The organism is Robinsoniella sp. KNHs210, from assembly GCF_000686105.1.
GTDB lineage: Bacteria > Bacillota > Clostridia > Lachnospirales > Lachnospiraceae > Robinsoniella > Robinsoniella peoriensis.
Window position 1 is genome coordinate 1071231 of record NZ_JMLZ01000002.1, and the last position, 24703, is coordinate 1095933.

The 24703-nt window shown below is 40.7% G+C and carries 18 protein-coding genes; 15 read left to right on the forward strand and 3 right to left on the reverse strand.

All coding sequences use genetic code 11. The annotated features are described in order from the left end of the window. The first annotated feature begins 51 nt into the window (after positions 1-51). From era to CD03_RS33285, 12 genes are all read left to right on the forward strand, one after another. Entirely contained in the window at positions 52-960 is a 909-nt protein-coding gene (gene era, locus CD03_RS0111550; RefSeq protein WP_044289314.1) for a GTPase Era, read from the forward strand. 81 nt (positions 961-1041) lie between these two features. Beyond that, positions 1042-1788 (forward strand): DNA repair protein RecO, encoded by a 747-nt coding sequence (gene recO, locus CD03_RS0111555; protein WP_027293764.1) that lies wholly within the window; start codon positions 1042-1044, stop codon positions 1786-1788. Between the two features lie 105 nt (positions 1789-1893). Further along, positions 1894-2625, forward strand: a complete 732-nt coding sequence (locus tag CD03_RS0111560) for a hypothetical protein (protein WP_027293765.1) — start codon at positions 1894-1896, stop codon at positions 2623-2625. 117 nt (positions 2626-2742) lie between these two features. Continuing rightward, entirely contained in the window at positions 2743-4131 is a 1389-nt protein-coding gene (locus tag CD03_RS0111565) for a glycine--tRNA ligase (RefSeq protein ID WP_027293766.1), read from the forward strand. 190 nt (positions 4132-4321) lie between these two features. Further along, on the forward strand, positions 4322-6715 hold the full coding sequence (locus CD03_RS0111570; RefSeq protein WP_027293767.1) for a GH36-type glycosyl hydrolase domain-containing protein: 2394 nt from the start codon (positions 4322-4324) through the stop codon (positions 6713-6715). A gap of 21 nt (positions 6716-6736) precedes the next feature. Continuing rightward, on the forward strand, positions 6737-8179 hold the full coding sequence (locus CD03_RS0111575; RefSeq protein WP_027293768.1) for a phosphoglucomutase/phosphomannomutase family protein: 1443 nt from the start codon (positions 6737-6739) through the stop codon (positions 8177-8179). A gap of 194 nt (positions 8180-8373) precedes the next feature. Next, positions 8374-10230: a sensor histidine kinase gene (locus tag CD03_RS0111580; protein WP_027293769.1), complete on the forward strand. Its 1857-nt coding sequence runs from the start codon at positions 8374-8376 to the stop codon at positions 10228-10230. A 168-nt stretch (positions 10231-10398) separates the two neighbouring features. Beyond that, complete coding sequence (locus CD03_RS0111585; RefSeq protein WP_027293770.1) at positions 10399-11853, forward strand: ABC transporter substrate-binding protein; 1455 nt, start codon at positions 10399-10401, stop codon at positions 11851-11853. 109 nt (positions 11854-11962) lie between these two features. Continuing rightward, on the forward strand, positions 11963-12844 hold the full coding sequence (locus tag CD03_RS0111590) for a carbohydrate ABC transporter permease (protein WP_027293771.1): 882 nt from the start codon (positions 11963-11965) through the stop codon (positions 12842-12844). Positions 12845-12854: 10 nt separating this feature from the next. Then, the gene (locus CD03_RS0111595) at positions 12855-13739 is read left to right on the forward strand and encodes a carbohydrate ABC transporter permease (RefSeq protein ID WP_242849084.1); all 885 of its coding nucleotides are present in this window, start codon (positions 12855-12857) and stop codon (positions 13737-13739) included. Between the two features lie 84 nt (positions 13740-13823). Then, on the forward strand, positions 13824-14573 hold the full coding sequence (locus CD03_RS0111600) for a response regulator transcription factor (RefSeq protein ID WP_027293773.1): 750 nt from the start codon (positions 13824-13826) through the stop codon (positions 14571-14573). Positions 14574-14842: 269 nt separating this feature from the next. Continuing rightward, on the forward strand, positions 14843-15721 hold the full coding sequence (locus tag CD03_RS33285) for a hypothetical protein (RefSeq protein ID WP_052377769.1): 879 nt from the start codon (positions 14843-14845) through the stop codon (positions 15719-15721). 60 nt (positions 15722-15781) lie between these two features. On the opposite strand, the gene CD03_RS0111610 is transcribed toward CD03_RS33285, so the two are convergent. The 3 genes from CD03_RS0111610 to CD03_RS33290 all read right to left on the reverse strand — a co-directional run bounded on the left by CD03_RS0111610 (position 15782) and on the right by CD03_RS33290 (position 21055). Beyond that, a complete protein-coding gene (locus CD03_RS0111610) occupies positions 15782-17752 on the reverse strand; it encodes a DUF5722 domain-containing protein (RefSeq protein WP_027293774.1) in 1971 nt (656 codons plus the stop codon). Between the two features lie 83 nt (positions 17753-17835). Then, complete coding sequence (locus tag CD03_RS0111615) at positions 17836-19344, reverse strand: response regulator transcription factor (protein ID WP_027293775.1); 1509 nt, start codon at positions 19342-19344, stop codon at positions 17836-17838. Further along, positions 19319-21055 (reverse strand): cache domain-containing sensor histidine kinase, encoded by a 1737-nt coding sequence (locus tag CD03_RS33290; RefSeq protein ID WP_052377770.1) that lies wholly within the window; start codon positions 21053-21055, stop codon positions 19319-19321. The genes CD03_RS0111615 and CD03_RS33290 overlap by 26 nt, the downstream gene beginning before the upstream one ends. A gap of 236 nt (positions 21056-21291) precedes the next feature. Between CD03_RS33290 and CD03_RS0111625 the strand changes: the two genes are divergently transcribed. The 3 genes from CD03_RS0111625 (at position 21292) to CD03_RS0111635 (ending at position 24616) form a co-directional block, all read left to right on the forward strand. Then, complete coding sequence (locus CD03_RS0111625) at positions 21292-22695, forward strand: ABC transporter substrate-binding protein (protein WP_027293776.1); 1404 nt, start codon at positions 21292-21294, stop codon at positions 22693-22695. Positions 22696-22872: 177 nt separating this feature from the next. Next, complete coding sequence (locus CD03_RS0111630; protein WP_044289315.1) at positions 22873-23754, forward strand: carbohydrate ABC transporter permease; 882 nt, start codon at positions 22873-22875, stop codon at positions 23752-23754. Between the two features lie 10 nt (positions 23755-23764). Beyond that, positions 23765-24616: a carbohydrate ABC transporter permease gene (locus tag CD03_RS0111635; protein WP_044289317.1), complete on the forward strand. Its 852-nt coding sequence runs from the start codon at positions 23765-23767 to the stop codon at positions 24614-24616. Positions 24617-24703: the final 87 nt, after the last annotated feature.

Sequence of the window (24703 nt, forward strand, 5' to 3'; positions counted from 1 at the left end):
TTAACAAAGGATAAAGTTGTATGCTGCCATTGGCAGCAGATAGGAGTAAGAATGACAACAGCAAGTTATAAATCTGGTTTTGTTACTTTAATTGGCAGGCCAAATGTAGGAAAATCAACACTAATGAATTACCTGATCGGCCAAAAGATTGCAATTACATCGAACAAGCCGCAGACTACCAGGAACCGGATTCAGACGGTCTATACCTGTGAAAAAGGACAGATTGTTTTCGTAGATACACCTGGTATTCACAAAGCGAAAAATAAGCTGGGTGAATATATGGTGAACGTAGCCCAGAGGACTTTAAATGAGGTGGATGTAATACTATGGCTGGTAGAGCCAAGTACCTTTATTGGTGCCGGAGAACGCCATATTGCGGAGCAGCTTTTAAAGACAAAGACTCCGGTTATTCTGGTAATTAACAAAATAGATACAGTAAAGAGAGAAGAGATATTAAAATTTATAGATGAGTACCGGAAAATATATGATTTTGCGGAAATTATTCCTGCGTCTGCCCTGAAGGGGCAGAACACCCAGGATATTATTGATACGGTATTTAAATATCTTCCTTACGGACCACAGTTTTATGATGAAGAGACCGTAACCGATCAGCCTGAGAGACAGATTGTTGCGGAACTAATCCGGGAAAAGGCACTTCGCAGTCTGGATGAAGAGATTCCTCATGGAATTGCAGTTTCCATAGACAGAATGAAAGAGCGGACAGGCGGAAAGCTGACAGATATTGAAGCAACGATTATCTGTGAAAGAGATTCCCACAAGGGGATTATAATCGGAAAAGGCGGTACGATGCTTCGTAAAATAGGTTCCCAGGCGAGAAAAGAAATTGAAGAAATGTTAGAAATGAAAGTCAATCTGCAGCTTTGGGTAAAAGTAAAGAAAGATTGGCGTGACAGTGATTTCTTAATGAAGAACTTTGGTTATGATAAAAAGGATGTCTAGAGTGCCTCTGAAAAATCATTGCACCTGTCTGACTGCCAGGTACAATCATAATTCAGACACGCTCTGACCAGAAGGTGTATAATGGGACAGACAGTGACGTTAACGGGGATGGTGCTTTTAGCCGCCCCAATTGGTGATTATGATAAAAGGCTGGTGCTGCTTACAAAAGAAAGAGGCAAAATTACAGCATTTGCAAAAGGGTCAAGAAGACAGAACAGTCCGCTTCTGGCGGCGGCAAATCCGTTTTCCTTCGGTGCGTTTACCTGTTTTGAGGGAAGAACTTCCTATAACCTGATGCAGGCAGAGATCAGCAATTATTTTTCAGGGCTGTCCCAGGATTATGAGGCGGCCTATTATGGCTTTTATTTTATGGAAATTGCAGACTATTACGCAAGGGAAAATAATGATGAGGCGGAAATGCTGAGGCTGCTGTATGCAACACTGCGGGCGCTTATGAATGCGCATATACCCAATGAGCTGATCCGGTATATATTCGAGTGGAAGTCAATGGTTATAAGTGGAGAATATCCCCAGATGTTTTGCTGTACAGGCTGCGGCGTACAGGAGGATCTGCGTGCATTTGTCCCTGCAGGAGACGGGCTGGTCTGTAAAAACTGCCTGTCAGGATCAAAAGGAGCAGTTCTTTTATTAGAGTCAACCATCTACACGTATCAGTATATCGCATCATCTACCATTGAAAAGCTGTATTCTTTTACGGTTTCTGAAGATGTGCTGCGTGAAATGAAACGTCTTCAGAGCCGTCTTTGCAAAATTTATATGGATAAACAGTTTAAATCCCTCGATATTTTAGAGTCGATTGTTACATAAGTTTTAAATCGACCCGCCAGAGTGTTCTTCTCCCAATAATTAGTTGAAAATATCATACTTTAAAGGTATAATAATTAGGATTATACAAGGAGGATGCAGTTTATTATGAAAAAAAGGAGAATTCTGGCGGTGATGGTTGGAGTTATGTGTCTGCTAAGCGGGTGCAGTAAATTCTCGTCACCAGATGAGTCAGCAGTTTCGATTAGCAAAGATGGAGGAATAACAGGGACAGCAGTGGAGAGCCTGGATAAAGAGTATTATGATGAGACAGAGCTTAAAACAATGATTGAGAGCGAAATTGATGCATATAAAGCCAGTACAGGCAAGGATAATATAGATCTGGATAAATTCAGCGTCAGCGAAGATACGGCAAAGTTGATTATAGATTATGCTTCATCACAGGATTATGCGAATTTTAACCATGTTGAATTTTTTGTGGGGAAAATATCTGAGGCACAAAAATCAGGTGTTACCTTTGACGGAGGCTTCCAGTCCGTGGAAGATGGTAAGGTGGCGAAGAGCGGTTTGACCAGCAGCGATGTACTTAAGAAAGACTATCAGGTAGTTGTAATGGAAGAACCGGTGCTGGTTCAGGTGCCGGGAAACATCCTTTTTACCAGTGACAATGTGGAAGTAAAAGGGAAAAGTGAAGCAAAAGTAAAATCTTCCGGCGCAGAGCCGGCTACAGAAAAGCAGTCGGAAACGGCAAAGCAGGAAGAAACGGATTCTGAGACCGGTATGGTTTTATTGTCCCCCGAGAGTGGTAATTCCGGGACCTCTTCGAAAGAGGTTGAAATTGGTAAGAAATTAGCTTATATTATTTATGAGCTGGGGTGATCTTTAAATACCCCCGGTAAGTTTTAGAGCGTGTCTGAAAAGTTATTACCGTTATCTGCACGCAGAGAAAATGTCAGAAAATAGAATGAAAATAGAATGGAATGTGAGGAATTAACAATGGAAAAAACGATGGATAAAATTGTAGCATTGGCAAAGGCAAGAGGATTCGTATATCCAGGTTCAGAAATCTATGGAGGACTTGCTAATACCTGGGATTACGGAAACCTTGGCGTTGAGCTGAAGAACAATGTAAAACAGGCATGGTGGAAAAAATTCGTAACAGAAAATCCTTATAATGTAGGTGTTGACTGTGCTATTTTAATGAACCCGCAGACCTGGGTTGCAAGCGGACATCTGGGTGGATTCAGCGATCCGCTGATGGACTGTAAAGAATGCCACGAGAGATTCCGTGCGGACAAAATTATTGAAGATTACTGCGCAGAAAAAGAAATCGCAGTGGAAGGTTCCGTAGATGCCTGGAGCCAGGAAGAGATGAAGAACTTTATCGAAGAACATCAGATTCCATGCCCGACCTGCGGCAAACATAATTTCACAGATATCCGTCAGTTTAACCTGATGTTCAAGACATTCCAGGGTGTTACGGAAGATGCTAAGAATACCGTATATTTAAGACCGGAGACAGCTCAGGGTATTTTCGTAAATTTCAAAAATGTTCAGAGAACATCCAGAAAGAAAATTCCATTTGGTATCGGACAGATCGGTAAATCTTTCCGTAACGAAATTACTCCGGGAAACTTTACATTCCGTACAAGAGAATTCGAGCAGATGGAACTGGAATTCTTCTGTGAACCGGGTACAGACCTGGAGTGGTTCGCATACTGGAAAAAGTACTGCCTGGACTGGTTAACAGCTCTTGGCATGAAAGATGACGAGATGCGTGCAAGAGACCATGCGGCAGAAGAACTCTGCTTCTATAGTAAAGCAACTACCGATATTGAGTTCCTGTTCCCATTCGGCTGGGGTGAATTATGGGGTGTTGCAGACAGAACAGATTATGACCTGACACAGCATCAGGATACATCCGGACAGGATATGAGCTATTTTGATGACGAGAAAAAAGAAAAATATATTCCTTATGTTATTGAACCGTCACTGGGTGCAGACCGCGTGGTTCTTGCATTCCTCTGCAGTGCATATGATGAAGAGGAACTGGAAGGCGGGGATAAGAGAACCGTACTTCATTTCCATCCGGCACTGGCACCGATTAAGGTAGGCGTGCTGCCATTATCCAAGAAATTAAATGAAGGCGCAGAAAAAGTATTTACCATGCTGGCTAAGAAGTATAACTGCGAATTTGATGATCGTGGAAACATCGGAAAACGTTACAGACGTCAGGATGAAATCGGAACTCCATTCTGTGTAACATACGATTTTGAATCCGAGACAGACGGAGCAGTAACTGTCCGTGACCGTGATTCTATGCAGCAGGAAAGAATTAAAATTGAAGAATTAGAAGCATATCTGGCAGACAAATTTGAATTTTAAGTAGCTGTCGGTACATCATATCGGATGAGATACGCTCACAGCGGGAATGTAAAAATTCCTCCTGTGGGCGTTTTTTGCGGTATTTTTTAAGAGCACAACTTTGTACAAATATTCGCATACCTGGCAATTCCTCCCTTAAGCCGGAGAGATTATAATAAGTATAAAGTAAAAGCTTTGGAGGAGGTTGTTTATGAGGTATGGATATTTTGATAATGAGAATAGAGAATATGTAATTGAACGGGTGGATCTTTCTGCTTCCTGGACGAATTATATAGGGGTTGAGGATATGTGTGGAGTTGTGAACCATACGGCAGGAGGATATTTATTTTATAAATCGCCGGAATACCACCGGATTACCAGGTTCCGGGCGAATGCCGTTCCCATGGACCGCCCTGGACATTATGTTTACCTGAGAGACCATGAGTCAGAAGACTACTGGAGCATATCCTGGCAGCCCGTAGGAAAGTCTCTGGACGAGGCGAAATACACCTGCAGGCATGGATTGTCCTATTCGGTTTATGAATGTGATTATGAGGGAATCAAAGCTTCTCAGACTCTGGTAATTCCCATTGGAGATGCAGTGGAATTATGGGATGTGAAAGTGCAGAACCAGAGTGACCGGGTGAGAGAATTAAGCTTGTTTTCTTACTGTGAATTCTCGTTCCATCATATCAATATGGACAATCAGAATTTCCAGATGAGTATGTATGCAGCTGGGTCTTCCTGTGAAGACGGAATTATAGAGCATGACCTGTTTTATGAAGAGTTCGGATATCAGTATTTTACATCCAGTGTCAGTCAGGACAGTTTTGAAACCTTAAGAGATCAGTTTATCGGGAAATACCGGACCGAAGATAATCCCATTGGGGTAGAACAGGGGTATCTGGAGGGCGGATTTGAAAATGGCAATAATCACTGCGGTGCATTCCAGAAAAAGATTGTGCTGCAGCCGGGAGAGGAAGTAAGAGTCGTATATATGCTGGGAGAAGGCGGACGAAAGGTTGGTGCTGCTATCCGGGAAAAATACAGCAGGCCGGATGCAATGGAGAAGGTATATGCCGATCTGCGGACTTTCTGGAAAAAGAAATTGGATAAACTCCAGATTCAGACTCCAAATGAAGGCATGAATACATTAATCAACACCTGGACCCTGTATCAGGCTGAAATAAACGTTATGTTTTCCAGGTTTGCATCGTTTATCGAAGTGGGAGGAAGAACCGGACTTGGCTACCGGGATACGGCGCAGGATGCAATGACAATCCCCCATTCCAATCCGCAGAAGTGCCGCCAGAGGCTGGTGGAATTGCTGAGAGGCTTGGTTTCAAAAGGATACGGACTTCATTTATTCCAACCGGAATGGTTTGATCCGGATACGGAAGTGAAACCCTTTAAATCACCTACCGTTGTGCCAACGCCCAATGCTAAAGACATGATTCACGGACTGGAAGATACCTGTTCAGATGATGCGCTCTGGCTGGTCAGCGCGATTGTAGAGTATGTAAAAGAAACCGGTGAATTTTCTTTCCTGGATCAGGTACTGTCTTATGCCGATGGGGGTGAGGGAACGGTTTATGAGCACATGATGAAGATTCTGGATTTCTCGGCAGAGCAGGTGGGAGAAAGCGGAATCTGTAAAGGGCTTCGTGCAGACTGGAATGACTGTCTCAACCTGGGCGGCGGTGAAAGTGCCATGGTTTCCTTCTTACATTACTGGGCAATCCGGAATTTCCTGGAAGCTGCAAGGTATCTAAACCGCACCGCAGATGTGGAAAAGTATGAACAAATGGCAGAGAAGGTAAAGCAAGTCTGTGATACCAGACTTTGGGATGAAGAATGGTTTATCCGGGGCGTGACGAAAAATGGCAGAAAAATTGGTACCATGAAGGACAAAGAAGGAAAGATTCATCTGGAGTCCAATGCATGGGCAGTTTTATCCGGTGCAGCTTCCGATGAAAAAGGCAAAAAGGCAATGGACAGTGTAGACAAGTACCTGTACACACCATATGGCATTTTGTTAAATGGCCCTTCCTATACCCGGCCGGATGACGATATCGGATTTGTAACCCGTGTATATCCCGGATTAAAAGAAAACAGTTCGGTATTCAGCCATCCAAATCCATGGGCATGGGCAGCAGAATGTGTATTGGGCAGGGGAGACCGTGCAATGAAATTTTATGATGCACTTTGCCCGTATAACCAAAATGACCAGATAGAGATCCGGGAGTCGGAACCTTATTCTTACTGCCAGTTTATTGTGGGACGGGACCACAAGGCATTTGGAAGGGCAAGACATCCGTTTATGACCGGAACAGGAGGCTGGGCGTATTTTTCAGCAACCAGATATATGCTTGGCGTCAAACCGCAGTTTGACCATCTTCAGATAGATCCCTGCGTGCCGGCAGACTGGAAAGAGTTCAAGGTGAGCAGAGAATTCCGGGGTGCGATGTATGAGATTACAGTTTTAAATCCGGAAGGCGTAATGAAAGGTGTTAGTAAATTGTATCTGGATGGTGTGGAAACGCAGCAGATACCGGTATGCGATGCCGGAAGCAGGCATGAAGTAACTGTTGTTATGGGAAGATAAAAGAAGGTAGGCGAAAAGATTATGGTACATTTTGGAACAGGCGGTTGGAGAGCCGTAATTGGTGACGAATTTACAAGAGAAAATATACAGAAACTCTCAATGGCAATGGTACTGAAAATGAAGGCGGAAGGGGTAGAAGAAGACGGAATGGTGATTGGCTACGACCGGAGATTTTTGTCGAAAGAAGCGGTCATGTGGGCATGTGAAGTTTTCGCGAAAGAAGGAATCCATACGTATTTTATCAATCGTTCTTCACCGACTCCTCTGATCATGTATTATGTTATGAAGCATGGACTTCATTATGGCATGATGGTGACGGCAAGCCATAATCCTGCTATATATAATGGGATTAAGGTGTTCACCCATGGAGGCAGGGATGCGGATGAAGAGCAGACCAGAAATATAGAAGATTATATCGCAGAAGTGGAAGAAAGATGCAGCAAGGGTAATGCCATTGAAATTATGGAATATGAACAAGCAAAGGAGAAAGGGCTGGTAACAGAGTTCAATCCTTTAAACGAATACCTGGATAATATTATAGCTGCGACAGATATGGAAGCCATAAAAGAACGGGGGCTGCGGGTGGCATTGGATCCTATGTACGGCGTGAGCCAGACCTCCATTAAAACGCTGCTTTCTATTGCACGCTGTGAGCTGGAAGTAATTCATGAACGTCATGATACCCTGTTTGGAGGTAAGCTGCCGGCGCCAAATGCCAATACCCTCCGTTCTCTTCAGAACTATGTACTGGACAGAGGATGTGATATTGGTATCGCAACAGATGGAGATGCCGACCGCATCGGTGTGATTGATGATACCGGAAGATTCCTTCATCCAAATGATATCCTGGTGCTGCTGTATTACTATCTGGTGAAATATAAGGGATGGCATGGGGCAGTAGTGAGAAATATTTCCACCACCCACAGATTGGACCGGGTAGCGGAGAGTTTCGGAGAAAAATGCTATGAAGTTCCGGTAGGATTCAAATATGTGTCTGCTAAGATGCAGGAGACCAATGCTGTGATTGGGGGAGAATCTTCCGGAGGATTGACGGTACGGGGGCATATCAATGGAAAAGACGGGATTTATGCAGCAGCACTTCTGATTGAGATGATCGCAGTAACCGGTAAAAAGATATCCCAGATTGCCAGGGACATTGAACTTGAGTATGGATTTCTGCATATGGAAGAGCGGGCTTATAAATTCAGTCAGGAGAAAAAAGAAGAAATCCATAACATACTGATGATACAGAAACTGCTGCCCGAGATTGAAACAGAAGCAGAGAAGGTATCCTATCTGGACGGATGCAAGGTCTATTTCAAAAATGGAGGTTGGATCAGCGCAAGATTTTCGGGTACAGAGCCGCTTCTTCGGATTTTCTGTGAAATGCCAAAGCCAAAAGAAGCTTCTGAACTTTGCGGACTTTTTGAAGAGTTTCTGGGGATCACCTGTGAACCCGTCTGAGTGGGTGGCATGTTTTGAATGCAGGCGGTATTTACACGGATGATTGAAATAGAACAGAGCAGATGCAGTACATCAATTCGTACTGTATCTGCTCTCTTTTGATAGGAGAAAAAGTGGATTTATCCATAAATTTTCATGCAAAACGCAAGGGTACTATGTTACAATAGACCCATGGAAGAGGGAGGTTCAGGACTATGGAAAATCAGGCTCAGAATACACAAAAGCCCAGATCTTTGAAATCAAGGATGCTTTTTTTCATTATGCTCTGCTGGGTAATACCGCTGTTGGTACTATTTGTATTTATGGTTTTTTCTTATCGGAATGAAATTTTAGAAAAATCGGAAATGATGTTGAATCTGGGCATAGAAAATGTGACATCTACACTTTCCCAGAGAATTGATGAGGCAATTACGGCATCGAAAAAACCATCTTATGAAGGTGTATGTGAAAAAGCCTGGAGAAAGTACCGGAAAGGTGAGACAAATAAGAATCAGTTTTACCAGGACATTAATAATGAGTTGAAAAGCAAGTTTTACATAGACAAGAAATTCAGTATGTTTACTTTCTATCTGGAAGGCGACGATGAGCCTTTATGTTATTCTGCAAATAATGAATTTTCTTACTTAAGTTATATGGAGCAGATCCATGGGGAAATGAAAGATCTCATTGAAGGCCATTCTTCGGATGCGGTACTCCGCGTAGTGGACGGGCGGATATATATTGTCCGGAATATGTATACGGTAACCAAGTATATTAAGTTTGGAACGTTAATTGTAGAATTGAACCAGGATCAGCTGTTTCGAAATATCCAGATGGACTTAAGCGTCAATGCGGCAATCTGCTTTAATGATGGTGAGGAATTTGTTCTGGTGGGAAATCAGGATGAGGATGCATCTTTGAAATACTTTCCGGCACTGTTTCAAAAGTATGATAAGAATAAAGATGACACAATCCAGATGGATTTAAGCAACAGCTACAAAGGTTATCTGAAAGAAAAAAAGTGCAGGGATTATAACGTAGGCGTTGCATTTCTGGTAAGTAAGGCATTATTTTATGAATCACTGTATAATCTATACAAGATTATTGCATGTATAATATTGATACTAATTCCAGTTCTAATGTACGGGGTGAAATTTTTAAATAAGCAGGTAAGTATTCCGGTCAGCCGGATGATCCGGGCTTCCGAAGCCATTGAAGAGGGACAGCTTGGAACTGTGGTGGAGGGTGAAAATATGCCAAATGCAGAATTTTCATATCTGATGGATTCTTTTAACCGGATGTCCAAACAGGTAAAGTATCTGTTCGATTATGCTTATGATGAAAAGCTGGCACGCAGAGATGCTAAAATTATGGCACTCCAGGCACAGATCAATCCGCATTTTTTAAATAACACCTTAGAAATGATGAACTGGCAGGCGCGAATGTCCGGAGATACCACCATCAGTAAAATGATCGAATCCCTGAGTACAGTACTGGATTACCGGATGGACAGGGCAGGAAGCCGCCTGATTAACCTTGCAGAAGAACTGCATTGTGCGGATGCTTACTTCTATATTATATCTATGAGGTTTGGAAAGCGTCTGAAAGTGGAATGGAAGGTTGATGATAGTCTGTTACAGGTAAAGGTACCAAGGCTTATTCTGCAGCCGCTTTTGGAGAATGCCGTAGTACATGGGATAGAGCAGGTAAAAAACGGTATTATAGAAATACAGATATTCCATGATGAAACAAAGATCTATGTAAAGGTATTCAATTCCGGAAAGCCTATGACCAGGGAAGATATGGAGAAAATTAACGCGATCCTGTCCGGAAGCCCCGGAAGTATCAAGGCTGAGCCGGGGCAGCATACTTCTCTTGGAATCCGCAATGTAAATGAGCGGATCAAGCTGATCTACGGGGCGCAGTACGGGCTTTCGATTACACCGGGTGAGGATGGCAAAACGGAATCCGTCATTACGCTGCCCTATGAGAAGGAAATGGACAAAGAGGAAGAAATTAATAGACAAAAGGCACAAAAAGAATTGCAGAGTACCGGTAAAATTGGGGAATAAAACGGGTAACTTTGTCGCAGGATTTGTTCATTCTTGTGAAGAGGGCAAGAATGAACAAATAATGTCAAGTAGGTCTAATGCATTTTGAGGTCATTGCAAGTATAATAGGATTATAAGAAATGAGAGAAATACTCATAGAAATAAAAAACTCATAGGGAGGAAATAAGTATGAAACTCAAAAAAGTATTGGCAGTAACAATGACAGCAGCGATGACGATGTCCATGATGGCAGGCTGCGGAAGCTCCACAAGCGCAGCAACAGAGGCAAAGAAAACAGAAGCAAGTGCAGCATCAGAGGAAACAAAAGCTCCGGCAGCAGATGGAGAAACCAAAGAAGCTACAGAAGGCGGCAGCGAAGAAACCGAAGCAGCATCGGAAAGCGCACCGGCGATAGAGACAGCAACATCAAAAAAGGCAGCCGAAGAAGTGGCAGGAGGTAAAGACGTAACCCTTAAGACCGTTTCCATGTTCGGTGGAACAGACCCCAATGCCATCGTTTATCAGGCAGTGAATAAAGCATTTATGGAACAGCATCCAAATGTAACGCTGGAAGATGATTCCCAGGTATCCAATGAAGAGTGGAAATCCAGAATCGCAGCAGACTTTTCCGTAGGAAATGAACCGGATGTATTGCAGTTCTTCGTAGATGCTACGGCAAATGATATTATTTCTACCGATAAATTAGTACCTTACGATGAAATCGTAAAAGAATATCCGGAGTATGCCGGGGATACATTACCGGATGCATTGGAAAAAGTAAAAAATGCAGATGGTGTGAAAAGAGCAGTTCCCACAACGGGTTATTGGGAAGGACTTTTCTGTAACAAGGATGTATTTGAACAAAATGGCGTAGAACTTCCTACCGACTGGGACTCCTTTACAAAAGCAATTGAGACATTTAAGAGCAAAGATATCATCCCCATAGCTTGTTCACTGAATGAAGTACCTCATTACTGGGTTGAGTTCTGTATGTTGTATACAGCTGGACAGGAAGAATATGTTTCCATGCCGGATAAAGCACCTGAAAGCTGGATCAAAGGAATTGAAGTCATTAAGACTTTGAAAGAAATGGGCGCATTCCCTGAAGATACCGATACCATCGACAACTCATCCGCAGAGCAGCTATTTAACAGCAAAAAAGCTGCAATGCAGTTAGACGGCAACTGGAGAATGAATGGTATTGATGATAAAGAAAACGTAGTAGTCGTTCCTTTCCCGGGTGTACCTGATCAGGCAGCAGATGTAGCAGGCTATATGGTAAGCGGTTTATCTTCCGGATTCTATATCACAAGAAAAGCATGGGATGATCCTGACAAGAGAGATGCAGCAGTCAAGTTTGTTATGGCTCAGACCTGTAAGGATTCCCTTATGAAATACTGGAATGGTGCAGGTATCCCGACCTGTGAAATCTCTGAAGATGAAATGCCTTCTGACAACCTGGCTAAGAGCGGTCTTGAGTATGCTCAGGCAGCAAAAGGACTGGTACTGCCAACTGACGCAAGATACAACACATACAAAGCACTGACCAGCCAGATTTCCGGTATGGCAGCAGGTATGGTGAAGGCAGAAGACATTATCAATGATATGATTACACGTTATAAAAACGGTGAAACCATAGAGTAGTAAAGAAATAAATATTGTCCTTGTGAGCAGAGGGAGATTTCAAAACCGCCCCCTCTGCTTCTTTATACCCAAAATTCAATGTATTTTTTAAAACAGGAGGTAATTCACCATGTTATATAAGAAAAAATGGCCGCTTCTCATCTTTTTGATTCCAGGAATTTTATTTCTTGTGATATTCCTGTACGTACCCTTTGTAGAAAATATCAAAAATGCCCTTTATGATATGTCCGTTCCAGTAGCAATGCCGGGCCGTGCATTCCGGTATGTGGGCGCTGAAAATTTCCAGAAACTGTTTTCCGATCCTATGATCCGTGTGGCTCTGGGGAACTCTGTAAAAATGATGTTTCTAACTGTAATTTTTGAAGTAGGAATTGCATTTGTCTTAGCTGTACTGGTAAGCAATATCAAAAAAGGGCAGCAGTTTTTCAGAACCGTATACTTCTTCCCGATTGTTATTTCAGCAACAGCAATCGGCTTACTGTTTAAATTATTCTATAACTACGATTCCGGTATGTTAAATCAGATATTAACCGCACTGGGATTTGCCAAGGTCAAGTGGCTGGGTGAGAGCCTTGCATTTATCATGGTATGTATACCAACGCTCTGGTCTTATGTGGGCTTCTATTTTGTAATACTGCTGACCGGATTAAGTGACATACCGGAAGAGGTATATGAGGCAGCATCCATCGACGGATGCAGTAAGTTCAAACAGGTATTTTATATCACAATGCCAATGCTTCGCGGTGTTTTCTGTACCTGTATTACCCTGGCGGTAACAGGAGCTTTAAAGGTATTCGATCTGCCCTGGGTAATTGCCAGTCAGGGAGCTCCTTATGGACTGACACATTTTATGGGAACTTATATGTACCAGACCACATTTGAATTAAATGATTATGGCTATGGCTCTGCAATCGCAATCTTGATCGTTATTTTAGGAGTTATCGTATCCAAGATCGTTACAAAAGTTGCCAGACCAGACGCAAACATGTAGGAGGACGGTTATGACGGAATTAAGATATAGTAAAAGTAAAGAATTTTCAATGGATTTGAAGATACCAAAAAAGAAGGCCGGTATTGGGAAAATTGTAATTTATGCGGTGCTGATTTTATGGGCAGTCACTACAATCTTTCCATTTTTATGGGTGTTCCTGAACTCTTTCAAACCGTCTGCTGAAGTAATCAGTAATTCATTCAGTCTGCCTCAGGCATTTGATCTGGCAAACTATAAGAAAGCATTTGAAAGCCTGAATATTTTAAGGGCTTATGGGTTCAGTATTACCATTTCAGGATCTGTAACACTGGGTGTTATGCTGCTTTCAACCATGATGGCATTTGCGATGACCAGATATAATTTCAAGGGAAAAAACTTCATGGACAGTTTTATTGTGGCAAGTTTGATGTTTCCGGTATTCTCCACAATTATACCGGTACTGAGAATGATGGTAAAAGCAGATTTTCTGAGTACGCCGATTGCAGTTATTCTCCCTCAGATAGCCGGAAATTTAAGCTTTGCGGCAATCGTAATGATGGGATTTCTAAGGGGACTGCCAATCGAGATGGAAGAAGCGGCATATATGGAAGGTGCCAATGTATTCCAGGTATTCACTAAAATCATTATACCGCTATGTAAAGCATCCCTTTCTACCGTAGCAATTTTCAGCTTCTTATGGTCCTATAATGATTTGTTTGTACAGAAAACGATGATGCGTGATCCAAAAAATATGCCGATCTGTGCATTATTAGAAATGATCAGTTCCAAGTACGGAACGGATTTCGGACTCATGGCGGCATCGGTAACCCTGATTGTAGTTCCGGTATTAATTGTATACATTTTCCTGCAGAAAAACATTATTAAGGGATTGACAGCGGGTGCAATTAAGGGATAATATGGATATACTATCCAGATAAAGGGATCATTTCAGTCTGTGGATGTGTCTGTCTGGACAAGAAAAGTACTGGGGGCCGTAGTTATGTATCGAGTAGTAATTATTGATGATGAGCCAATCATTGTGGAAGGAATCTCAAGAAGTGTGGATTGGAAAAAATGGGATTGTAAAGTTGTTGCCACGGCAAATGACGGCATTGAAGGACAGGAAGTAATCCGGGAGCATAAGCCCAATATCATAGTTTCCGATATCTCTATGCCGGGACTAGACGGGCTGGCAATGGCAGCCGGGTTGAAATCAGAATTTGAAAACATGGAAATTACCATCCTGACCGGATTCCGGGATTTTGATTATGCACAGAAAGCCATCCGCCTGGGGGTGACCAGGTTCTTGCTGAAGCCTTCTAATATGAGTGAAATAGAGGAAGCTGTAGATGCAATGGTGCAAAATCTCCGGAAGAAGAAAATTACCGGAGAGGCGGAAGCAGTGGAGGAGAGTTCCGACAGTGCAGCCAGCAGTTTTATTGTTAAAAATGCATTGAAATATATTGAGGACAATTATAATCGAAAAATAACGCTTCTGGAGGTGGCAGAGAAGACTTACGTAAGCCAGTGGCATTTGAGTAAGCTTCTGAACCGCCATACAGGGCAAAGTTTCTCAGAGCTGTTAAACCATACAAAAATTGAACATGCGAAAGAGATGTTAAAGGATCCTTCCCTTCGAATCGGGGATATAGCAGAAGCAGTGGGATTTCTGGATATGGCACATTTTTCAAGGGTGTTCAAAAAGCAGACTGGGATGTCGGCAAATGAATATCGGAATCATGAGGTTTAAAAGGCATGGGAGCAGGGCATTTTCCGTTGGCGGTGAGCGGAAGATGCCTTTTTATTATACCTAGTAGAAAAATTCCTTGTATTATTCTTGTGGTTATGTTATATTAATAAATAATAAGAGATTCATCCAACCTATTTATGTGTATTTTAATATCTGAAAACTTCTGATTTATTCAAATCAAAAACCCCTGTTGTTAAGCAAAGTATGATGATACGTATATGTTTAAAGTTATATTTTTTAGTGTAGTATATGTATGGTGGTACGTTTGCATGTTAAGGAGAGTGTCCGAGCTGGAAGGAATTGCATATCAAAACAAAGATATTTTATCGAAAATATTTGCAGAGTCACTAAAAGAGAAATCATTTTCTGTTTACGGAATTGAGCTACCGAAGATTATAGAAGTACTGCCAACCAATCTACCCAGCCTGCAGGTAAATGAACTGCGTTTAGATAATCTGTTTTTGCTGGCGGATAACAGTATTGTCCTGGTAGATTATGAGAGTAAGTTTTTGAATGAAGACCTGATAGATTATTTGGGCTATGTCTGCAGAATTCTAAAAAGGTTGGGAGAGGAATGGTCTGGCGTGAAATTAAGGGTCTTAATCCTGTATACATCGGATGTTGAACATGCAAACGATGTTCTTGATATCGGATGTCTCACATTTAAAATTGAGCAGGCATTTCTTTGCGGCTTAGACACAGCCGGAATTTATGAAAATATACATAAGAAAATAAAATGCCGTGAGAAACTGACAGATGATGAAAATATGCAAATGATTATTTTGCCGTTGACGGTAAAAGGAAAAGAGGAGAAACTGATTCTTTTAAAAAAGATCATCATGTTAGCAAAAGAAATGGAAGATGAAAATGATCGTACATTTATTATGGCAGGATTATTGACATTTGCTGATAAGATAATAAGCAGACAACTGGCAGAAGAGATAAGGAGGGAAATTCGTATGTTGAAAGTAGAAAAAATAATATTTGAGGAAGGAATGGAGGAAGGCATTTTGGAAGGTGAACATAGAAAACAGATTAAAATTGCAGAAAATATGATTCGTGCAGGGAAAACCATACAGGAGATTGCTGAATTTACAGAAATGGCAATCGAAGATATTATGAAAATGCCAAAAAGTATATCTATGTAATAAATGAGAAAAGAGTAATTTTCCCAGCAGACCTTTTTGAGAGGTCTGCTGGCATAGGATTTACTTACGGTACATCTTATAGATCCTGTTTGGCGTGTAGCCGGGAACGGCTTTCTTCCAGCTTGATTTTCCAATGGTTTTCAAATATTTGTTAGTATATTTACCTGATTTTCTGGTGTCCATATATTTAAACACTTTATATGATTTTTTACCGCTAATACCCATATAAAGACCCTGTGCCGTTTCACCGGGTTCATCGCTGTAACTTCTTATGATAAAGGAATCAATCATGGGATTACATGCTGCTTTGTAGTATCCGTATGCAATGGCCGCTGCCTGCACGTCTTCCCCTTTTGAAGAACTGAAACCCTGCTCCGATAAGATGATGCGGGTTTTTGAGCCGTAATGCTTTTTAACGTAATTTGTTAATACCTGAATATTTTCCATCGTGACATAAGGTGAATCTTCTTTGGATGAAACAGCGCTGTTATTCCAGAAATCAGGACTTGTTAAAGGTGCCGGATAGGCATGAAATGCTACATTCCAATTGATACCACCCTGCATGCTTTTTATTTTCTTTGCAATGGAATTCATAAAGTCTTTTGCTGTGTAGCCGGCATCTGCAGTATTCCAGCAATGATCCAGACAAATAAATACCTTTGAGTTATTCCAGTTGCTTTTTGCAGCGTTATATAAGGAACGGAAAGCATAAGCATAGGAATTGATAAATTTTTTCTTGCTCATACTGCCTTTATAGTTCCAAAGATTACAGGAATTTACCTCATTTCCTAAAACCCAGTTGGATACGTGGCATTCACTGGTACTGAACTTTGAAGCAAGGAAACTGAACATGGCCTCCATTTTTTCTCTTGCCGCTTTATTAGACGTATTCCAGGTATATAGGATATGCCCCTCGCTTCTCGCCTGGGATGCAATTAAATCCTGATAACTGCCGTCACCCCAATCCAAACCTAACTGTAAAGTTACATTGATACCTTTGGCATTAAATTCGGATACAGCAATTTCATATCCCCGGAGGCTGTTAAAATGATAAGTTTTTCCGTTGTATTTATAAGTCGTATCGGGATTCGATAAAATTGTTGATGCATATAGATTTAAAAATGTATTCTTGGCATCCACATTTTCGACATCCTGGGTAGTAGTAAACTGGATTCCTTTTTTTGTTTGACCGGTTTCATATGTATGTCTGTTTACAGCAGTAATTTCCGGATTAGTTACATATTTGGCACTGCTGATCACTTTATATCCCTTTTTTTGTTTAATGGCGATTGCATATTTAGCCAATACATAACCTCTATTAGGTTCGGCCGTTTTTAATGTAAAGGTTACGGAAGTTTTCTTTGCGGTCTTTGCAGCCCTTTTTAAAATCTTACCGGAATTGGGATCTACAGTTACCAGGTAGTAATATGAATCAGCGCTTTTGATACGTTTGCCAATGTTAGCCTTTATCGTAATTCGATCCACACCGCTGCCTTTACAACTGGTAATTCGTGCAGAATTGGATTTTGGAGCGTATTCTTTCTGCTTTGTCTGTTTTGCTTTAGAGACTTTCCCGATAGAAGCAGGTTCTGTTTCGGATACTTTTGTGCGCTGCTGTTTCGGGCTGGTAACCATACCTGTCGAAGTTTCTTTTTCTGGTTTTGTAAGGTGTTCCGTTACTTTTTCTGTCATTTCTGTTTTCTCTGTTATTTCGGACAGAGGAATTTCAGATTCCGAAGAAGAAGTCTGGTTCTTATCATTGCGATCCGGATCATCTGTAGTTTCTGATACTGCAGTATCCGGCACAAAGGTATCACTTTCCCCAATTTTACTTGTTTCGCTTTCCAAAGTATTACTTTCAACAGAGCTGCTTTCAACAGTTCCTCTTTCCGGTAATTCTGACGGCTTTGCATCACTCCTTTGATATTCCCAGGTCTTTGACAATGCTGAATCTGCAGCAAGTGCTGTAACATGGTTCATAGGTAACGTCATCGATAGTGCTAATAGCACTGCCATTAATTTCTTTTTCATATAATCTCCCATCTGGCAGTATTTTCAACTACCTGCGTATATTTAACGCATAAAAAGTTATGAAACAGTATCCGCATATTCTTTTAATTTTTATTACGAAGTGCATAATCTTTTGGAGAGTATCCGTAAGATTTTTTGAAACGCTTGCTGAAATAGAAAACGTCAGAGTATCCAACCTGTTCAGCGATTTCTGAGATCTTATATTGATTGGATTCCAGAAGCCGTTTGGAAGCCTCCATACGTACATTTGTGATATATTGCAGGATGGATATGTCGTTTACTTTCTTAAATACACTGCCCATATAGGATGAGTTTAGCTGAAAAATATCACCAATCTGGGCCACGGATAAATCCTGGTCACTGTAATGTTCATCGATGTAAGACATTAGTTTTTTACTCAGCGCCACATCAGAAGGAGAGGTGTCATTTTGCTGGATACACTGCAGTCCGTAATGGATAGCTGTATTTTTTAAACTTTCCAGTGTATACTCTTCATCCAGAATGGAAGAAATAAATTCATTGATATTCTGGGGTGTATTCTCCAGTATGTGGTAATAAATATGAAAGGTCATAAATAATTCCGTTACGATCAGATACAGATAGTCAACACTGTGCTTTTTTTCAATGGATGAAAATAGTTCTTCAATATAATCGGAAAATGTTCTTTCGTCTTTTCCATTGAGATGCAACGTAATATTTTGCCGTATTTTAGGCAGGTCAATGGAATAATCGGGTTCCGGTGTAGCTGCATATTCTAAGAGCAGGTTAGAGCCGGAAGAAAAATAGCGCTTGCTCAATCCATGCAAAACACGCTTAAAATAAGGATTCCAGCTTTCGCTTAATGCAAACAGGTTACCCACGCTTAGGAATACAAAATGTTTTTCTTTTTCTACAAATTCATTTAATACACTGCCAATATGATGGGAAGCCTGGGGGGCAGTAAAAAAGATCTGCAGCACATAAATGTATTCTGCTTCCTGGGTGTATTCACATTGGAATCCTTCAAGACGAAGTGCCGTGATCAGGCGATGAACTTCAATCTCGGTATCTTCAAATACAAAAGCACCAATATAAAGTGCATGGGAGATCTGTAAAAATTCAGGATAATTGGTATATAGTTCCTGGATATCCAGAGATCCGTTTTGAACATTTGTAAGGGCAGTACATTTCTCGTAATGATAGAGTTTCTCAATTTGGCGATGCTGTTGTCTGGAGAGGGCAATTTTTTCTATACAATCCTCCAGGGTACTTTTCAGTACCAGTGTATCCACCGGTTTTAACAGATAATCTGTAACTCCATACCGCATGGCAGTACGGGCATATTCAAAATCATTATAGCCGGATAAAATAATAATTTTTGTGTGAGGGTAATCCTCGTGAATTTGTTCCGCTGCCTGAATTCCTGTCATTTTTGGCATTTTAATATCCAGTATAATGATATCCACTGGGTGGTGCTCCAGCAGTTCCATGACTTCCAGTCCATTTTCTGCTTCACCGATAAAGTTCAGATTCAGAGCAGTCCAGGGAATAATTTTTTTTAAACGCTGTCGGATGAAATATTCATCGTCAGCGATCAGCAGATTTAAGGTCATTTTGATTTGCGGCCTCCTTTCCAATTGTAATTGTTGTTACACAGCCTCCTTCAGGGCGATTAGCGATTTCCAGGCCATATTCCGTTCCGTAATAAAGCTGGATACGCTGATGAATGTTTTTAATACCAAAGTGATCGCTGCCAGCCTGCCATATCTGGTCATATGCGTCCTTTGAAAAACCAATGCCGTTGTCCTGCACAACAATGCGGATAGCATCGGTATATTCCGTGACCATAATTTCCAGTACACCTTTATATTCCAGCTCTTTAATCCCGTGATAAATGCTGTTTTCCACAATCGGCTGCAGAAGCAGTTTCAGGCAGGGATATTCATACAGATAAACGGGGCAGTGAATATAGTAATCAAATTTATTAAAGTATCGCACCTGCATAATGTGCAGATAGGCTTCTGTTATTTCCAGCTCTTCTTTTATTGTAATGTAAAACTTACCATTACTCAAGCCTTCCCGGTAAAAAGTAGATAGATTCATTACGATATCAATCAGAGTCTCTTTCTCATCAATTTCAGCAAGGGAACAGATATTATCCAGGGTATTATAGAGAAAGTGCGGATTCACCTGCTGCTGAAGCAGATCCAGTGATATTTTAGTTTTCATTTTCTGGGATTCCAGCAGGTCATTTTTTAACTTTTCCTGGGCTGCAATCATGCTGTTAAAAGCCTTAAATAATTCTCCGATCTCCGTATCGCTGCATTCTTCCTGTACGGGTGTCCAGTTTCCTTCCTTGATCGTCCGCGTGTGATGAATCAGATGGTCAATAGGAGAACTGATTGTATGGGAAACCTTATGGGATACATAGATACATACTGCGATACATATCAGTGTGATCATCATGGTTATAAAAAATAAAAACATGGTTGGCCTGATAAAATCCAGAAGATTAATTTCGTTTATAATGTACCAGTCCAGGGTAGGAAAATACTTATATAATATAATGGAATGAGACGTAAATCTGGATTCATCCCCGGTAGTCGGCTTTAATAAAGAAAAAGAGTCATATTGGGAGCCAAGGGAGATGGAATTATCAGAACTTCGCACATTGCCCGTTTCATCCGCCATAAATATATGATTTGTTTCGGTAATCTTATCCCGGTAAATCTGGGAAATTGTGTGCTCCGGTATGGATATTTCAATATAGCCCAATAGGGAGGCTGTCTGATAATGATAAAAAGGACGGACTAAAGAGACCGCTTCCATATTCTGATAACGATTTGTCTGCGGGTGCTTTGTGCGAAGTACCCATACGGATTCCGTATCTACCGGAACATCATCAAGAGACGTATCATAGGGATAAATCTCAGTAGTAGCCACCATATCTTTTTCTGAAGAATATATGGTTACCGCATGTATAAAGGGAGTGGCTTGTACAATGCGGTTAATCTGGGCGGTTATATTTCGTTTGTCATCAGCATTAAAGGCAGTATTATTATCTTTATATTTTCGCATCAGAGACTGTACCGTATTATCTATAATAATAGTCTTAGAATAATTTTTGGTAGATGTCAAATAATAATCTAGCTGAGAAGAAATATAATCTAACTGCCGCAATGCGGAGTTTGTTTCCAAAGCAATAAAATGTTTATAAAAAATAAAAGACGTGCTAAGAAGCAAAACGACCATAAATGCTATGGCAATCCCGGCACTGCTCAGGAAAAATTTAGATTGTATCGAGGCAGAATTTTTCTTATTCATGAAAAAATTTCCTTTCTTATAAATAAAGAGATTTTTAGTTTCTCCTATTATCTTCCTTATATTATATTATTTTAGACAAAAAGTCTACGTAAGGAATATGCTTTTTGCAAATGAAATGCAAAATGTACAAAAAAAATAGAAAATGACCATTCTAATTTGCGGGGAAATTTTTTATAATGATTAAGACTTAAGAAATGAAAACTTAAAAAAATATAAAAAACGGAGGAGAAGAAGCAATGAGAATGAAAAAAGTAACAGCATTATTACTGGCAAGTGCTATGTGCGTTGGAGCTTTGGCTGGATGCGGTAATTCATCCGACACAAAGGAAACAAAAGCAGCAGGTGATACACAGGCAGCTGGAGAAACAAAAGCGGCTGACGGAACAGATGCGGCAAAATCAGAAGGATCCGGTGATGGTGAAAAAGTTACGATCCGTCTTCTGACCAGAATGGCAGGAACAACAACTCAGGTTAATATCTACAATGATATCATCAATGAGTTCAAGGAAAAACATCCGGATGTAACAATCGTGGATGATTCCCAGAGTGATGAGTCTGCATTTAACAATATTCTCTCAACAGATATTGCATCCGGAACGATGGCAAATATCTTCAGAATCCAGGGTGTTGCAAACCTTTCTGAGTATATTGATAACGGCATGATCTTAAATCTTCAGCCGTATTTAGATGAAGATAAAGAATGGGGCGGCGGATTTACAGAAGGTTCCCTTGCATACTACCAGGTACCTGGACAGGAAGGAACTTACGCAGTACCAATGGAATCCGGACTGATCGGTGTATATTATAACGAAGATTTATTCAAAGCTGCAGGCGTTGATAAATTCCCGGAAACATGGACAGAATTTACAGATGCTATTACAAAATTAAAAGACAGCGGTGTAATCCCGATTGCTATGGGAGCTCAGAGTACTTACATGGCAGGACATTTACATGACCAGATCTTCTACAAATGGTTAGGAACAGAAGCAGCGAAACTGCTTGGAACCCGTGAAAAGAAATGGACAGACAGTGACGTTGTTGAAACCTTACAGAAAGAAAAAGACTTAATCGATTTAGGTGCATTCGATGCAAGTGCAGCTGGTATCACAGATGATATCGCTATGACACAGTTCCAGCAGGGTGAAGCAGCAATGGTTATCACAGGACCATGGAACATCGGAACCTTTACAGATAAAGAAAAAACACCTGTAGCTGACAGTATCAAAGTTGCAAAATTCCCATATTTCGAAGAAAAAGAGGAATTTAAAAACGAAGATATGCAGACATTAAGCCCATACATGGTAAGCGGCAAATTACAGGGAAAAGAATTAGACCTGACAATTGAATTATTAAAAATGCTGACAAACAAAGATGCTGCTAAGAGATATGCAGAAGAAGCTGCTTTCTTAATCCCGAGAACAGATATCGATCTTGACGAAAGCAAATGCTCACCATTATTTGTTGAAAATGTAAAATTAGGCGGAACCTCAACTGGTATCGGTGTTGATATATTCGACTTTGATCCATTGACATCCATGCAGGACAGAACCAGAAACTCTATCGTAAGTATGTTTACAGGTGCAACCGCAGAAGCAGCTGCACAGGAGATTCAGGGCGAAGTTGACAATAACGCAAAATAGTGCGGGGTATCAGTCAGTAAATTAAATTCATAATTTCAGATGCTGCCGGGGAATACTCCGGCAGTATATAAAAAATTTCACAATTCACTTTTGAGTATGTTAATGATACCACGCTGATGCGGTGTGCTTTAAATTGAATTGTGAAATTTTTTGTCTAAAAGGAGGACAAAGATACGAATGAAACTAAAAAGTAAGAAGACCAAATTTTATATCTTTCTATTTATCGTTCCTGCATTAGTGATATACCTTCTGTTTCAGATTATTCCATTAATCGGAGCAGTGTATTTTTCCTTTATTGAATGGAGCGGAATTGCAGGATCAGAGCTGAAGTTCGTAGGATTCCAGAACTATGCAAATGCATTTAAGAATCCCGACTTTATATTAGCGTTGAAAAACATGTTAAAGATGGTAGTATTCAGTGTTATTTTCCATACACCAATCGCTCTTTTAATGGCTGTTGCAATTAACACGAAATGCAAAGGATACCGTGTGTTTAAGGCATTATTCTTTGTACCGACAGTATTTCCGTTAACTGCAGTAGGTCTGATGTGGTATTTTGTATTTATGCCAACAGGATCATTCAATGCATTATTAAAAGTAATCGGACTTTCCGATCTGGTTACCCCTTGGCTGGTTAACCCTGCATCTGCAATGAACGTAATCGTATTCGTTAATATCTGGGCGGGTGTTGGATATTTCATGGTAATTTTACTTGCAGGGCTGACTACAATACCGGAAGACCTGTATGAAGCGGCATCCATAGACGGTGCTACAAAAGTACAGCAGTTCTTTAAAATCACAGTACCAATGATGAAACCAACTATTTCTATGTGTATCTTACTGGATATCATCGGATCTGTAAAAGTATTCGACCTGGTATTTGCGATGACCGGCGGAGGACCAAACGGACTTACCAATCTGCCGACAACGCTTATGTACAACGAGGCATTCAAATACAGTCATTACGGACTTGGCAGTGCAATCGGTATTATCATACTGGTCATCTGTCTGGGTGGTACTTTAATCAGTAATAAACTTATGAGCAGCAAAGAGAACTAGGAGGTATACCATGAAAAACAAAGTGAAAAAAGAACGTAAAAAAATAACAGTGGGTACCTTGGTAATGTATTTATTCCTGATTGCGAATGCGGTAATGTTTGCAATGCCAATGGTTTTCACCTTGTTGTCTTCTGTAAAAACGAAAGTAGAAATCTTCTCCAAGCCGTTTGCGCTTCCGGAAGTATTTCAGTGGAAAAACTACGTAGATGCATGGAACGGTGCCAACATGGGCCAGTATTTCATGAACAGTATCATTCAGGCAGGTGCTACGGTTATCGTGTTAGCAATTGTGGCATCTATGGCAGCTTTTATGCTTTCCAGATTTGATTTCAAAATAAATGGATTTTTAAGTGTATTCTTTATGGTAGGTATGATGATACCGGTGCATACGGTTCTTGTTCCGGTTTCCTATATTATCGGAGCTTTAAATCTGAAAAATAATATACCGGCACTGATTATGATCTATGTTGCGTTCAACCTTCCATTCAGTATAATTGTAACTTCAAACTTTATGAAAGGGGTTAACAAATCCCTTGAAGAAGCAGCATTAATTGATGGTGCTACTTATTTCCAGATATACCGCAAAGTTATGCTTCCATTATCGGTACCGGCTTTGTCCACAATTTCCATTTTCAATTTCCTGGGTGCATGGAATAACATTTTATTCCCTCTGTTGTTCATCAATGATAAAAAATTAAAACCAATTGCCTTAGGGTTGCTGAACTTCAACGGAGAACGTGGAAGTGAACATGGTCTTTTAATGGCTGCAATTGTTATAACAGTAGTAGTACCGCTTGTATTATACCTGTTGTTCCAGGAAAAAGTAGAGAGCGGTTTGTCAGCAGGAGCAGTAAAAGAATAAGAATTGATAATTGCTATTGGCTGAATAATCAGATATAATTTTAAATATATGCCCAGGCAGTTTTTTACAAACGAAATAAGGGCGGAA

What these genes read in the sequence shown, in the direction of transcription:
- era (WP_044289314.1), top strand. Translation starts at nt 52, where the DNA reads ATGACAACAGCAAGTTATAAATCTGGTTTTGTTACTTTAATTGGCAGG.
- recO (WP_027293764.1), top strand. Translation starts at nt 1,042, where the DNA reads ATGGGACAGACAGTGACGTTAACGGGGATGGTGCTTTTAGCCGCCCCA.
- CD03_RS0111560 (WP_027293765.1), top strand. Translation starts at nt 1,894, where the DNA reads ATGAAAAAAAGGAGAATTCTGGCGGTGATGGTTGGAGTTATGTGTCTG.
- CD03_RS0111565 (WP_027293766.1), top strand. Translation starts at nt 2,743, where the DNA reads ATGGAAAAAACGATGGATAAAATTGTAGCATTGGCAAAGGCAAGAGGA.
- CD03_RS0111570 (WP_027293767.1), top strand. Translation starts at nt 4,322, where the DNA reads ATGAGGTATGGATATTTTGATAATGAGAATAGAGAATATGTAATTGAA.
- CD03_RS0111575 (WP_027293768.1), top strand. Translation starts at nt 6,737, where the DNA reads ATGGTACATTTTGGAACAGGCGGTTGGAGAGCCGTAATTGGTGACGAA.
- CD03_RS0111580 (WP_027293769.1), top strand. Translation starts at nt 8,374, where the DNA reads ATGGAAAATCAGGCTCAGAATACACAAAAGCCCAGATCTTTGAAATCA.
- CD03_RS0111585 (WP_027293770.1), top strand. Translation starts at nt 10,399, where the DNA reads ATGAAACTCAAAAAAGTATTGGCAGTAACAATGACAGCAGCGATGACG.
- CD03_RS0111590 (WP_027293771.1), top strand. Translation starts at nt 11,963, where the DNA reads ATGTTATATAAGAAAAAATGGCCGCTTCTCATCTTTTTGATTCCAGGA.
- CD03_RS0111595 (WP_242849084.1), top strand. Translation starts at nt 12,855, where the DNA reads ATGACGGAATTAAGATATAGTAAAAGTAAAGAATTTTCAATGGATTTG.
- CD03_RS0111600 (WP_027293773.1), top strand. Translation starts at nt 13,824, where the DNA reads ATGTATCGAGTAGTAATTATTGATGATGAGCCAATCATTGTGGAAGGA.
- CD03_RS33285 (WP_052377769.1), top strand. Translation starts at nt 14,843, where the DNA reads ATGTTAAGGAGAGTGTCCGAGCTGGAAGGAATTGCATATCAAAACAAA.
- CD03_RS0111610 (WP_027293774.1), bottom strand. Translation starts at nt 17,752, where the DNA reads ATGAAAAAGAAATTAATGGCAGTGCTATTAGCACTATCGATGACGTTA.
- CD03_RS0111615 (WP_027293775.1), bottom strand. Translation starts at nt 19,344, where the DNA reads ATGACCTTAAATCTGCTGATCGCTGACGATGAATATTTCATCCGACAG.
- CD03_RS33290 (WP_052377770.1), bottom strand. Translation starts at nt 21,055, where the DNA reads ATGAATAAGAAAAATTCTGCCTCGATACAATCTAAATTTTTCCTGAGC.
- CD03_RS0111625 (WP_027293776.1), top strand. Translation starts at nt 21,292, where the DNA reads ATGAGAATGAAAAAAGTAACAGCATTATTACTGGCAAGTGCTATGTGC.
- CD03_RS0111630 (WP_044289315.1), top strand. Translation starts at nt 22,873, where the DNA reads ATGAAACTAAAAAGTAAGAAGACCAAATTTTATATCTTTCTATTTATC.
- CD03_RS0111635 (WP_044289317.1), top strand. Translation starts at nt 23,765, where the DNA reads ATGAAAAACAAAGTGAAAAAAGAACGTAAAAAAATAACAGTGGGTACC.